The organism is Cognatishimia coralii (assembly GCF_037478305.1).
Taxonomy (GTDB): domain Bacteria; phylum Pseudomonadota; class Alphaproteobacteria; order Rhodobacterales; family Rhodobacteraceae; genus Cognatishimia; species Cognatishimia coralii.
This window is the reverse complement of record NZ_JBBGAZ010000003.1, coordinates 22,861-35,576: the sequence shown is the minus strand read 5'-3', so window position 1 is coordinate 35,576 and position 12,716 is coordinate 22,861. Positions and strand designations below refer to the sequence as shown.

The 12,716-nt window shown below is 57.7% G+C and carries 14 protein-coding genes and 1 riboswitch; of the genes, 13 read left to right on the top strand and 1 reads right to left on the bottom strand.

The features are described from left to right. Positions 1-169: 169 nt before the first annotated feature. The 13 genes from WG622_RS07640 (at position 170) to WG622_RS07580 (ending at position 12,026) form a co-directional block, all read left to right on the top strand. Positions 170-745: an OmpA family protein gene (locus tag WG622_RS07640; protein WP_339403051.1), complete on the top strand. Its 576-nt coding sequence runs from the start codon at positions 170-172 to the stop codon at positions 743-745. 11 nt (positions 746-756) lie between these two features. After that, on the top strand, positions 757-1,074 hold the full coding sequence (locus tag WG622_RS07635; protein WP_339403050.1) for a hypothetical protein: 318 nt from the start codon (positions 757-759) through the stop codon (positions 1,072-1,074). 157 nt (positions 1,075-1,231) lie between these two features. Further along, entirely contained in the window at positions 1,232-2,263 is a 1,032-nt protein-coding gene (locus WG622_RS07630; protein WP_209355688.1) for a PhoH family protein, read from the top strand. Between the two features lie 65 nt (positions 2,264-2,328). After that, the gene (ybeY, locus tag WG622_RS07625; RefSeq protein WP_339403049.1) at positions 2,329-2,820 is read left to right on the top strand and encodes an rRNA maturation RNase YbeY; all 492 of its coding nucleotides are present in this window, start codon (positions 2,329-2,331) and stop codon (positions 2,818-2,820) included. A 30-nt stretch (positions 2,821-2,850) separates the two neighbouring features. Continuing rightward, positions 2,851-3,747, top strand: a complete 897-nt coding sequence (locus WG622_RS07620) for a hemolysin family protein (RefSeq protein WP_339403048.1) — start codon at positions 2,851-2,853, stop codon at positions 3,745-3,747. Then, complete coding sequence (lnt, locus tag WG622_RS07615; protein WP_339403047.1) at positions 3,728-5,242, top strand: apolipoprotein N-acyltransferase; 1,515 nt, start codon at positions 3,728-3,730, stop codon at positions 5,240-5,242. The genes WG622_RS07620 and lnt overlap by 20 nt, the downstream gene beginning before the upstream one ends. A gap of 37 nt (positions 5,243-5,279) precedes the next feature. Then, a riboswitch (SAM-SAH riboswitch) is annotated at positions 5,280-5,330 on the top strand. Positions 5,331-5,334: 4 nt separating this feature from the next. Continuing rightward, the gene (metK, locus tag WG622_RS07610; RefSeq protein WP_339403046.1) at positions 5,335-6,516 is read left to right on the top strand and encodes a methionine adenosyltransferase; all 1,182 of its coding nucleotides are present in this window, start codon (positions 5,335-5,337) and stop codon (positions 6,514-6,516) included. Between the two features lie 117 nt (positions 6,517-6,633). Next, the gene (locus WG622_RS07605) at positions 6,634-7,266 is read left to right on the top strand and encodes a COG3904 family protein (protein ID WP_339403045.1); all 633 of its coding nucleotides are present in this window, start codon (positions 6,634-6,636) and stop codon (positions 7,264-7,266) included. Between the two features lie 70 nt (positions 7,267-7,336). Beyond that, a complete protein-coding gene (trmB, locus tag WG622_RS07600) occupies positions 7,337-8,065 on the top strand; it encodes a tRNA (guanosine(46)-N7)-methyltransferase TrmB (RefSeq protein ID WP_339403044.1) in 729 nt (242 codons plus the stop codon). Positions 8,066-8,219: 154 nt separating this feature from the next. Continuing rightward, positions 8,220-9,572 carry a 3-phosphoshikimate 1-carboxyvinyltransferase gene (gene aroA / locus WG622_RS07595; RefSeq protein ID WP_339403043.1) on the top strand — a complete coding sequence of 451 codons (1,353 nt, stop codon included), beginning with the start codon at positions 8,220-8,222 and terminating at the stop codon, positions 9,570-9,572. After that, positions 9,569-10,180, top strand: coding sequence for a (d)CMP kinase (locus tag WG622_RS07590; RefSeq protein ID WP_339403042.1), 612 nt, complete (start codon positions 9,569-9,571; stop codon positions 10,178-10,180). Before aroA ends, WG622_RS07590 begins: the two co-directional genes overlap by 4 nt. Before the next feature lie 92 nt (positions 10,181-10,272). Further along, the gene (locus WG622_RS07585) at positions 10,273-10,905 is read left to right on the top strand and encodes an NAD(P)H-dependent oxidoreductase (RefSeq protein WP_339403041.1); all 633 of its coding nucleotides are present in this window, start codon (positions 10,273-10,275) and stop codon (positions 10,903-10,905) included. A 122-nt stretch (positions 10,906-11,027) separates the two neighbouring features. Beyond that, positions 11,028-12,026: an aldo/keto reductase gene (locus WG622_RS07580; protein WP_339403040.1), complete on the top strand. Its 999-nt coding sequence runs from the start codon at positions 11,028-11,030 to the stop codon at positions 12,024-12,026. On the opposite strand, the gene WG622_RS07575 is transcribed toward WG622_RS07580, so the two are convergent. Then, entirely contained in the window at positions 12,023-12,445 is a 423-nt protein-coding gene (locus WG622_RS07575; RefSeq protein ID WP_339403039.1) for a GNAT family N-acetyltransferase, read from the bottom strand. The genes WG622_RS07580 and WG622_RS07575 overlap by 4 nt on opposite strands. Positions 12,446-12,716: the final 271 nt, after the last annotated feature.

The window sequence follows — 12,716 nt, the reverse complement described above, 5'->3', positions numbered from 1 at the left end:
CCGTTCCCTATATTTTCTTGGCGTTGCGCGGCTTTCTATGGTCGCCCACAATATCTTGTGGATTTCCCTTCACATGATCGGAAAATTTGCTACAGTACTGTCATGAATGATGTCGGCTCTTCCCTTGGCTGCTGCGGCCCGGGTGGCGCGCGACAGTGAGGGTAGTATCGTGGCAGATTATTTCACAACCGGCCTGCGCCGTGCATTGGGGAGCATCGCAATTGCTGCGATCACATGCACCAGCGTGGCGACCACTGCGGTCGCGCAAGGCACCAAAACCATCCGAGGCGCGGAATATAAACCAACCATCTGGGTCGATCCGGATGGCTGTCAGCATTGGGTGATGGACGACGGCGCAGAGGGCTATATGACCCCGAATGTAAACCGTCATGGCATTCCAGTTTGCGACCATTCCAAGCTTTGCGGCATGATGAATGCGGATCAGTTCTTTGCCTCTGGCAGCTATCGCATCACCAGTCAGGGCCGCGCGCGACTGGCGCAGTTCTTTCAACAGAACGGCTCGGATGCTTACATCATCATCGGCCATACGGACAGCCGGGGCTCTGACGAAAGCAATATGAAGCTTTCGTTCAACCGCGCCGCGACCGTCGCGAATGTCGGTGTTAGCACGGGTGCGAATATCGTGGACGTGCGGGGCTATGGCGAACGCATGCCGCGGGCTTCGAATAAAACATCTGTTGGACGCGCGGAAAACCGCCGCGTCGAAATCATGTGTCTGAATTAAGGGGAGCGACGATGAAACTGAAATCAACAGCACTCGCTCTCTTTGCAGCCACCGCGATTTCCGGCTGTGTGGAAACTTTTGAGGGCGGCAAGAACATCACCGATCGAACTATCGATCAGGGCTTTGACGACAAACACCTCAGCCAGCTTGTGGCGGGTATTTGGGTCGATCCAAACGGCTGTGACCACTGGATTATTGACGACGGCCTCGAAGGCTATCTCAGCCAACGTCTTGATCGCTATGGCAAGCCAGTCTGTTCCGGTATCGCGCCGCCAAACACGGCAACTGGCCCTTACAAGGAAGGGTCTAAGTTCCACGACAAGATATGATCCGGTCCCAGATCACAGTTCATTACCCAAAAGACCGCGCGCACCCGCTCGCGGTCTTTTTTTGTAACTGTGGCGTGAATTTTACAGCCAACTGCTTGCAGGTTTTTTGGAAAATTTGCAGGCTAAGACTCAGCCATTATTCAAAAAGGAGAGCTGCTTGGCCATAAGTGCCCTGACCCCGCCATCCACTGGGGAAACATCGAAAGAAGTTCTGATCGAGTTCCCAGACAATCGCCTTTTGATCGACCTTTGCGGTGAATATGACCGCAATCTCGCGGATATAGAGCAGCAGCTCTCGGTTCAAATCATTCGCCGTGGCAACCAGTTGGCCATTTTGGGCGAAGAGGCCCATCAAAAAGAAGCGGCCGAGGTCTTGCAGTCCCTCTATCAACGTCTGGAAACCGGCAAATCGGTCGAACACGCGGATATCGATCGCGAGCTGCGCATGGGTGGATCGGAAAAAGGCACCGGAGCGCGGGACGGCGACCAGATGGAGCTCTTCAAAGGCGGAAAGGTCGAGATCAAGACCCGTAAGAAGCTGGTTGAGCCTCGGACCGATGCACAAAAGGCCTATGTGCAGAACCTCTTCAAAAACGAGATGGCTTTTGGGATTGGCCCCGCAGGCACCGGTAAAACCTATCTGGCTGTCGCAGTTGGCGTGTCGATGTTCATCGGAGGCCATGTGGACCGTATCATCCTTAGCCGCCCTGCGGTCGAAGCGGGTGAAAAGCTCGGCTATCTGCCCGGCGACATGAAGGACAAAGTCGACCCCTATATGCAGCCGCTTTATGATGCGCTGAACGATTTCCTTCCGGGCAAACAACTCGCGAAACTGATCGAAGAGAAAAAGATCGAAATCGCGCCGCTGGCCTTCATGAGGGGCCGCACGCTCGCGAATGCCTTTGTTGTGCTGGATGAGGCGCAAAACGCTACAACCATGCAGATGAAAATGTTCCTGACCCGTCTGGGCGAAGGTTCTCGCATGGTGATCACCGGCGACCGCAGCCAGGTTGACCTGCCGCGCGGCGTGCAATCGGGCCTGCGTGATGCAGAGCGGCTGCTCAGCGGTATCAAAAACATCAGCTTCAACTATTTCACTGCAGATGACGTGGTCCGTCACCCGCTTGTGGCCGCCATCATCAAGGCCTACGACGCGGATTCTGAACGCGCCATGGCCGACAAAGCCTAGGCTTTCATCTTGCGCAAAATACTCACGGGGGTGTGGGGGCAGTCGGCCCCCACGAGGCCAGTTACATGATCGTAGACATTCAATTTGAAGACAGTCGCTGGCAGGATCTGGACTTGCAGAGGCTGGCCGATCAGGCCTACGCTCAGACGCTGGCCCATCTCGGCTTGGGCGATGACTGGGAGGTCAGCCTTCTCGCCTGCGATGATGCGCGCATCGCCGATCTGAATGCCGAGTTTCGCGAGAAACCGACCCCCACCAACGTCCTCTCATGGCCCTCCGAGGAACGCGGCTCTGATGAGGACGGTGGCAACCCCGATCTGCCCGAAGGACCAGACCCGGAACTCGGCGATATCGCCATCGCCTATGACACCTGTGCCCGCGAATCCGAGGCCGCAGGCAAGCCAATGCGCGACCATGTCACGCATCTATTGGTTCACGGCGTGCTACATTTGCTGGGATATGATCACATTCGTGACAAAGATGCCGCCCTTATGGAGGGTTTAGAGGTCGAGATACTTGGCAAACTAGGGTTGAGTAACCCATATTATGAAGGATAACGGGGTTTCTCCCCGATTTGGAAAGGTACAATGGGCGACAGCACCGACGGGTCTTCTATCGCAGCGCAGAGCGCGCAGGGCGAGATCCCAGAATTAAATAAAAGCGGCGGGTTTTTTCGTCGCATTCTCGAAGCGATTAGCCCCGCAGATGTGGGCGAGGTCGCAGAACCTCAGCAAACAAATAAGCCGAGCACCCAGACCCATGGGATGATAAACCTGCGTCGGATGCGGGTTGAAGATGTGGCCGTGCCCAAAGTGGACATCGCCTCGGTTCCTGTCACCATGACACGTGCCGAACTGGTAGATGTGTTCCGCGAAAGCGGCTTCACGCGTTTGCCTGTCTTTGACGGCACGCTGGATACGCCGGTTGGTTTTGTGCACCTCAAGGACCTGGCGCTGAAACACGGGTTCAATGGATCTGGCGGGCGGTTTTCATTGCGTCAGATGCTGCGGCCGCTCCTGTTCGTGCCACCCTCTATGCCCATCGGTGTTCTGTTGACAAAAATGCAGACCGAACGGCGTCACATGGCTTTGGTCATTGACGAATACGGCGGCGTGGACGGCCTCGTGACCATCGAAGACCTGATCGAACAGGTGGTCGGAGAGATCGAGGACGAACACGACCAGGAAGAGGCAGCACTGTGGCGCGAGGAAAGCCCCGGTTGCTATCTGGCGTTGGCGAAATCTCCGCTGGATGAGTTTGAACCGGTCATTGGGCGCTCGCTGACCAACCACGAAGAGATCGACGAAGAAGAGATCGATACACTGGGTGGTCTGGTCTTTATGCTCGCTGGCCGTGTGCCCGCGCGGGGCGAAGTCGTTGTGCACCCCGATGGCACAGAGTTCGAAGTCGTGGACGCCGATCCGCGCCGCATCAAACGGCTGCGTGTGATCCTAAGCGATCAAAATGCCCATGCCGACGGCTGATCTGGTGTCGCGATATGCCGGGCTGCCCCGTTGGGGGCGGCTTGGTATCTGGGCGATATTGGGTGTGATTTCGGCTTTGGGGCAAGCGCCTTTTGGATGGGCGCTTGTCTCGGTTCTTGGCTTTGCGTTCGCCTTTCTTTTCTTTGAACGCACAAAGGGCACCGATGCGCCAACTTTACAGGGTTGGGCCTTTGGGTTCGGCTACTTTCTTCTGACACTCCAGTGGCTTGTGAGCCCTTTCCTTGTAGAGCCTGAGCAGCATGGCTGGATGGCGCCCTTTGCCTTGGTGCTTATGCCTGGCGGGCTTGCGTTGTTCTGGGCCGCTGCTTTTTGGGGGGCTGGTCGCTTGGGCAGAAGTTCTGCCTTGATCTTTGCGCTGCCTCTGATGGAGCTGGCCCGCGCATATGTTTTCACAGGTTTTGCTTGGGGCATGCCTGCTTATGGCATGGTTGATAGCGCCTTGGGGCAGGTGGTCACCTGGGTCGGATCGCATGGGTTGAATGTCTTTGTGCTCGCGATTGCTTGGACCGTTGCGCAGGCGATCAACTCTCACGGGCAGTTTCGGCTCGCATTCCTAGGCCTCGCTGTCGCCGCAGTGCTCGCCATTCTCTGGCCTGCGCCTGAGCCAATGGCACCGCGCGACGACGCTCCAATGATCCGGTTGATACAACCCAACGCAGCGCAACATGAAAAATGGGATCCGGACCTGATCGATGACATTTTTGTTCGTGGCCTTGCCTTGACGCGAGCAGAGGCTGACGGCCCAATTGCCCTGACCATCTGGCCCGAGACGTCTTTGCCCGAGATCCTGAACTATGGCGATGAGCTCTTGAAGCAGGTCACAGAGGCCGCCGGACTTACGCCCGTGGTGATCGGAGCGAACCGTTTTGAAGGCCCACGCCTTTTCAATTCCGCCGCGCTCATCGGATCTGATGGCGAGGTCCATGCGATCTATGACAAGCACCACCTTGTGCCCTTTGGGGAATATCTGCCGTTTGGCGATTTCCTTGCGCGGTTTGGCTATTACGGCATGGCTGCGAGCCAGGGGCATGGTTTCTCACCCGGAGCTGGGGCCGAGTTGATGGATCTTGGCCCGTTGGGCCTCGCGCTGCCATTGATTTGCTACGAAGTGGTTTTCCCGCAAGATGTGCGCGCCAGTCAGATCCGAGCCAATATGCTGATGCAGATCACCAATGATGCGTGGTTTGGAACGTTCTCGGGCCCCTATCAGCACCTCGTTCAGGCGCAGATGCGGGCGATGGAAATGGGCCTGCCGATGGTGCGGGCAGCTAATACGGGTGTCTCGGCCATGATCGATGCACGCGGTCGGATCGTGGCGCAATTGCCGCTGAATGAAGCGGGATATCTAGATGTACGCCGCCAGGATCCTTTACCGCAAACGCTCTATGCCTGGGTAGGAGACGCGCCTGTTTTGGCATTTCTGATCCTGGTGCTTCTGGGATACATCACCGTCCGCCCCCGCGAATTCGCTTGACCGCATGGTCAACCCCGCCTAAGTCCCGTTGATATCACCGCCGCCACAACGGCTTCCTGACGTGGCGGTTAGATTTCTCAATGGAGCACTTCATGGCACGACAGAATTACACGTTCACTTCCGAGTCCGTTTCGGAAGGACACCCAGACAAGGTCTGCGACCGCATTTCCGATGCAGTCCTCGACGCTTTCCTCGCCGAGGAACCAGAGGCCCGCGTCGCAGCAGAGACCTTTGCAACCACAAACCGCGTTGTTATTGGCGGTGAGGTGGGCTTGTCTGATCCGGACAAACTCAAAGATTACATGGGCCAGATCGACGCGATCACCCGCGCTTGCATCAAAGACATTGGCTATGAGCAAGACAAATTCCACCATGAGACCGTAGAGGTCACGAACCTGCTGCACGAACAATCCGCGCATATCGCGCAGGGCGTGGATGCGGCCGCTGACAAAGACGAAGGCGCGGGCGATCAGGGCATTATGTTCGGCTACGCGACCAACGAAACCGACGCGCTTATGCCGGCTCCGATCCAGTATTCCCATGCGATCCTGCGCCGCCTGGCCGAGGTGCGTAAATCCGGTCAAGAGCCTGCGCTGGGCCCGGACGCGAAATCTCAGCTTTCCGTTGTTTATCGCGATGGCAAGCCTGTGGGCGTCTCTTCTGTGGTTCTCTCCACGCAGCACTTGGATGAAGCGCTGAGCAGCGAAGACATCCGCGCAATAGTCGCGCCGTATATCGAAGAAGTTCTGCCTGAAGGTTGGCTGACCTCAGAGACCGAATGGCACGTGAACCCAACCGGCAAATTCGTCATCGGCGGCCCTGATGGGGACGCGGGTCTGACCGGCCGTAAGATCATCGTGGATACCTATGGCGGCGCGGCACCTCACGGGGGCGGTGCGTTCTCTGGTAAAGATCCAACCAAGGTGGACCGCTCCGCAGCCTATGCGGCGCGCTATCTGGCGAAGAACGTCGTGGCTGCAGGCATGGCAGATCGCTGCACGATCCAGCTGTCTTATGCGATTGGCGTGTCCAAGCCGCTGTCGATCTATGCAGACACCCATGGCACTGGCAACGTCGCCGACGCGGCGATCGAAGCGGCCGTGGCGTCCGTGATGGATCTCACGCCACGCGGCATCCGCCAGCATCTGGGTCTGAACAAGCCGATCTATCAGCGCACCGCAGCCTATGGCCACTTTGGTCGTACGCCGGATGCCGACGGCGGGTTTAGCTGGGAAAAAGACGATCTGGTGACAGCGCTGAAAGCGGCCGTCTAAGCACATCGCGCTGACGAAAGAGACACAAAGGTCGCCAAACTGGCGGCCTTTTTCTTTGCCGCCTTGGCAGCTCTCGCTTGCTGCGCTAGCTCTGAAGGGCACGCCGGAGGATCTGAATTGCGTAGTTTACTTGTTGTTTTTGCCACACTTTTGGCCACTCAAACCCTTGCTGAAAGCCATGGCGACCTGCCACCCAAGTTCGAAGTGCGTGGCACGACTTTGGTCTATGACACTGAGACGAGGGTAAACTCCGAGATTGAATCTGACGACGTGGACCACCTATTGGCGGTCTTGCGCGCCAACGAAGAGCTTCGCGTGCTGGAACTCAACAGCAGCGGTGGCAGCGTTTGGGCCGGGCGTGAAATGGCGCGGATCGTGATTGATTTCGGGCTGGACACCATCGTGCATGGGGAATGCGCGAGTTCCTGCGTCCGCGTTTTTCTGGCAGGCCAAAACCGACAGATGACCTTAGGGTCCAAACTAGGTTTTCACCAACCCTTCTGGAGCGCGGCCAATATGCAGAGCTACTACGAGCAATGGCGCGAGCAGGACGGCTGGGACACACCGTTTGATTTTTCCGAATGGGTCTTTGAAGACACGCAACGCGAGTTCCACGAAGACCTCACCTATATGATTTCACGCGGGGTAGACGCTGAGTTCGCGGTGAAAAGCAAAGGCATCCCCAATAGCGACAACTGGTACCCGACGCGGGTCGAGCTGACCTTGGCGGGGGTTCTCCGCAGCGAATAATCCAAACGAAGGGCTTGCACATGACGCGCTCATACGGCAGAGGGCGCGCAGCAAAGCCTATGGATCCCCTATGTCTAACCCATCTGATACGCCCAAAACCCACCCCTCTGGCGCGCCTTGGCGGAACTTCTATGGCCGCTTCAAAGGCAAGGGGCTGCGCAAATCTCAAGAGGCTTGGCTGGACGAGGATCTGGCGGCTCTGTCGCCCGGTAAGGTGAGCTGGGAGGACAATCCAGAGCGGGAGGCTTTGGATCTGGCGGGGCTGTTTGGAGACCGCGATCTATGGCTGGAAATCGGCTTCGGTGGCGGCGAGCATATGATTCATCAGGCCAGTCAGAACCCCGACGTCGGGTTTATCGGCTGTGAACCCTATATCAACGGCGTCGCCATGCTTTTGGGCAAGATCCGCGAAGCAGGGGCCGAGAATATCCGCATCCATCCGGGCGACGCGCGGGATATGTTTGATGTGTTGCCATCAGAGTCCGTGTCCAAAGCCTTTTTGCTCTATCCCGATCCGTGGCCGAAGAAACGTCACCATCGGCGTCGCTTTGTGACACAAGAGCATCTGGTGCCGCTGCATGGGGTTATGAAACCCGGCGCGATCTTGCGGGTGGCGACCGATATTCCTGACTATGTGCGTCAAACCCTGCAAGAGGTGCCTAAGGCCGGCTTTGAATGGTTGGCCGAGACGGCGGAGGACTGGCGGCAGCCTTGGGGAGACTGGATTTCGACTCGCTATGAGCAGAAGGCATTTCGTGAAGGGCGCAAGGCCCATTATCTGACATTCCGCAGGGTTTAGGCGGGCAGGGGCTTTGCCTCTTTGTGCGGGATTGCAAGCAATCCTTCCCATTCACCCTGAAGTACTTGCGGCAAGATGAAATCTTGGCTTGGTCATGGACGCCGGGAATGTTCTGCGCTAACAGCTTGCCTGACTTGGAATAAGGAAGACCCGAATGTCCGGACATGGCGCCCCGATCCCAATGACCTCTCGTCCCTGCGGCCCGCTGAAAGGCGAGGCAATTGTGCCCGGCGATAAGTCGATTTCGCATCGGTCTTTGATCTTGGGTGCTTTGGCCGTGGGCGAGACCAAGATCTCGGGGCTTTTGGAAGGCGAAGACGTGATTGACACCGCCAAGGCGATGCGCGCCTTTGGGGCAGACGTTGTCGATCATGGCGGCGGAGACTGGTCTGTGTTTGGCGTAGGTGTCGGAGGTTTTGCCGAGCCTGATCAGGTGATTGACTGCGGTAACTCTGGAACTGGCGTACGACTGATTATGGGGTGCATGGCGACGACAGGGATCACGGCGACATTCACGGGCGATGCGTCTTTAAATAAACGTCCGATGGCGCGGGTGACGGATCCGATTGCCCTGTTTGGGGCGCAATCGGTGGGCCGTTCTGAGGGGCGTTTGCCGATGACCATTGTGGGCGCGAAAGAGCCGGTGCCGGTGCGCTATACGACGCCTGTGCCGTCGGCGCAGGTGAAGTCTGCGGTATTGCTGGCGGCTTTGAATGCGCCGGGCCAGACGGTGGTGATCGAGAAAGAAGCGACACGTGATCATACCGAACGGATGCTGGCTGGTTTTGGCGCGGATATTTCTGTGCGCGATACGGATGAGGGGCGCGAGATCACCCTGACGGGTCAGCCCGAATTGGTCGCGCAAGAGATCGCGGTGCCGCGTGATCCGTCCTCGGCGGCTTTCCCTGTCTGTGCGGCTTTGATCACACCGGGCTCTGATGTGTTGGTGCCCAATATTGGTCTCAACCCGACCCGCGCTGGGCTCTTTACCACGTTGCAGGAAATGGGCGCGGATCTGACCTTTGAGAACGAGCGCGAAGAGGGCGGTGAGCCTGTTGCCGATCTGCGGGCGAAATTCTCGCCGGACCTGAAGGGTATCGACGTTGATCCGGCGCGTGCGGCGAGCATGATTGACGAATATCCCGTGTTGTCTGTGGTGGCCTCTTTTGCCCAAGGCGATACGGTCATGAAGGGCGTCAAAGAGCTGCGTGTCAAGGAAAGCGACCGTATTGATGCGATGGCCAAAGGGCTTCGCGCCAATGGCGTTGAGGTCGAAGAGGGAGAAGATTGGTGGATCGTCAAAGGTCTGGGTCACGGCAATGTGCCTGGTGGCGGCACCTGCGAAAGCCAGTTGGATCACCGGATTGCCATGAGCTTCATGGTGATGGGCATGGCCGCACAAAAACCGGTCTCTGTAGATGACGGCGGGCCAATTGCGACGTCTTTCCCGATCTTTGAAAACCTGATGGGCAATCTTGGCGCGCAAATCGTGCGCACGAACGCATGAGCTTTACCGTCGCGATAGACGGGCCTGCTGCGGCGGGCAAAGGCACGATTTCCAAGGCGGTCGCCGCGCATTTCGGATTCGCGCATCTGGACACGGGGCTTCTGTATCGCGCTGTCGGGGCCAAGGTTCTCACTGGGGCTGAGCCGATCGCTGCGGCAGAGGCTTTGATGGCCGAAGATTTGGAGGCCGACAACCTTCGCACGCCCGAGGTGGCCCAAGCGGCGTCCAAAGTGGCCGTGATCGCTGAGGTGCGCGCGGCATTGGTGGCTTTTCAACAGACCTTTGCGCGCCGCGCTGGCGGAGCGGTGTTGGATGGGCGCGATATCGGCACGGTGATCTGCCCAGATGCCGAGGCCAAGCTCTTTGTCACCGCGAGCGCTGAGGTGCGGGCTGAACGGCGGTATCTTGAGCTTGCGGCCAAGGGCCATAAAGACACCCGTGAAGAAGTTTTGGCCGATGTCAAAGCGCGGGATGAGCGGGATACGAACCGTGCAGAGGCTCCGTTGAAGGCCGCAGACAATGCCATTCTGATCGACACCAGTGACCTCTCAATTGAGGATGCAGTGGCGCGAGCGGTGGCCGAGATTGAGGCGCGGTTGCCTGCCTGATCCAGCGGCGACGCAGAATTGACAAGGGTCGCTGCTTGACCGGAGTCCGCGCCGGATTATCTCGGGGGTCAGCAGAAAGAATAGGACAAGAGATGTTTCTTGAAAAACTGGACTGGCGTTATGCGGTCAAGAAAATGGATCCCACCAAAGCTGTCGCCCAAGCCGATGTCGACCTGATAATCGAGGCGATCAGGATGGCACCGACCTCGAGCGGGCTGCAGCCCTTCGAGCTTTTGGTGATCACCAATGACGAGATCCGCGCTAGGATCCAGAAAGTCGCGTGGAACCAGGCTCAGATCACCGAAGGCAGCCATCTGTTGGTGTTCGCGGCCTGGGACACCTACACCGAAGAGCGCATTGATGCGGTCATGCAGCATATGGCCGAGGAACGCGGCGGGCTGACAGAAACGCTCGAGAGCTACTATACGAATCTCAAGAAAATGTACCTGCCGCGCGAGGCAGAGGTGAACTTTGAGCATGCGGCGCGTCAGTCCTATATTGCCTTGGGCTTTGCCATGGCAGCCGCGGCGGAACTGGGCGTGGATTGCACGCCGATGGAAGGGTTTGATCCCGTTAAGGTCGATGAGATCCTTGGTCTTTCGGCAAAGGGGCTGCGGTCAGTGACGCTTTTGCCTTTGGGTGTTCGGGCCGAGACGGGCGATTGGCTCAAAGACATGCCAAAGGTGCGGAAATCGAAATCCGAGATGGTCTCGGAAATCGCCTAAACCGCCGTCGTGATTAGAATGAGAGCCCCAGCCATAAGGTTTGGGGCTCTTTTCTTGGCAAGCTGTGATCCGGGCTTTACGTTTACCGCAACAGAATTGATTTCCCCTCAGGAGTTTACGCAATGAAGACGCGCAGAATTGGTCGCAATGGTCCCGAAGTCTCGGCCCTTGGCATTGGTGCCATGTCGTTTTCCAATTTCTACGGCGAGACCGATGAGGCGCGCTCGCATGCGATCCTGGATGCGGCGCGCGAGGTCGGCGTGACCCATATCGACACGGCTAATGTCTATGGAATGGGCACGTCCGAGACGGCCATCGGGACATATTTCACCAAACATGGCGCTGGGCTACGCGATGGGTTCCACATCGCCACCAAAGCCGCCATCACCCGACGCGATGGCAAACGGTTTTACGACAACACGCTCGCGCATCTGGAAAGCGAGCTGGACCAGAGCCTCGCGCGTCTGGGCACCGATCACGTGGATCTCTTCTATGTGCACCGCCGCAATCCTGACATCCCGATTGAAGAGGTCGCGGGGTTTCTGGGGCAACTGAAAGCCAAAGGCAAAACCCGTGGCATCGGCTTTTCCGAAATCGCGCCCACGTCCCTGCGCCGCGCGGCGTCTGAGCATCATGTGGATGCGGTGCAGTCAGAGTATTCCCTGTCCACCCGCGCGCCGGAACTGGGCCTCGTGCAGGCCTGCGCCGAACTAGGTGCGGCTTTGGTGGCTTTCTCACCCGTCGGGCGATCTTTGCTGACGGATGACCCGATTTCTCTGGAGCGCGCGTCGGGCTTGCCGTGGCTTGGCACGAACCCAAGGTTCCTAGAGCCGAACTACAGCGCCAATTTGGAGGCCGTGAAGCCCTTCCGCGCGCTGGCCTCGGATATGGGCCTACCCGCCGCCGGCCTCGCCATCGCCTGGGTCTTGGCACAGGGGGAGCATGTGACAACGATCCCGGGCACGCGCGCTGTGACGCATTTCATGGAGCTGGTGGCGGGGTGGGAACGCGTGTTGACGCCTGAAGAGTTGAAGGCCGTGGAAGAGGCCTTGCCGCTGGGGTGGGCCCATGGGGATCGCTATAGCGAGGATCAGTGGGTTGGGCCTGAGCGGTATTGTTAGGGCTTTTGGGTCAGGCTTTGGGACATCCGAAAGTAGGGGATGGCACCTTTGAAAAATCGGTTGCCATCAATGGAAAACCCGAGTCTTTTGTAAAAGGGTACGGCAGTTTCTCGGGCGTCGAACCAAAAGACTTCCGCATCCAAGTCTTGGGCCACTTTCAAAAGGTGTTGGAGCATCAAAGATCCAAATCCTAAGCCTTGAAAATTCGCATCAGTAGCGAACTTGCGCAGTCTAACCGCTTGGCCGTCGCGAAAGAGGGAGGCGACGCAGATCAACTTCTCTTCTAAAAAACCGCCAAAATGCATCGCAGTTTCGTCCCCGTCGAGCATTGAGTGTTCGACGGGATAGCCCGGCCAAAGTATTTTGTGACGCAAGGGCAGGGTGTCTCCGGCGGAGATGGCTTTGATCACAATCGACATATGGAGTTGTTTGCAGAAAGTCACGGGATCGGCAAGTCACTGAAAATCGAGGCTTAAGCCTTGCAAAACAGGCGATTCCCCCATAAACAGCGCGCTATCTGACGACCGACAAGAGTCGCAGTCATGGTGAGCAGGGCCTAAGGGAAACCTTTGGCCCTTGTTGTTTGTGTTTTTTGCCATGGATTGCAACGCTTTAGCGCTCGGCCCCAGATGAACGAAACCAAGACCGGCGGAGCCAACCGCGCGGCCAGTAAAACCGATCAAAGGATAT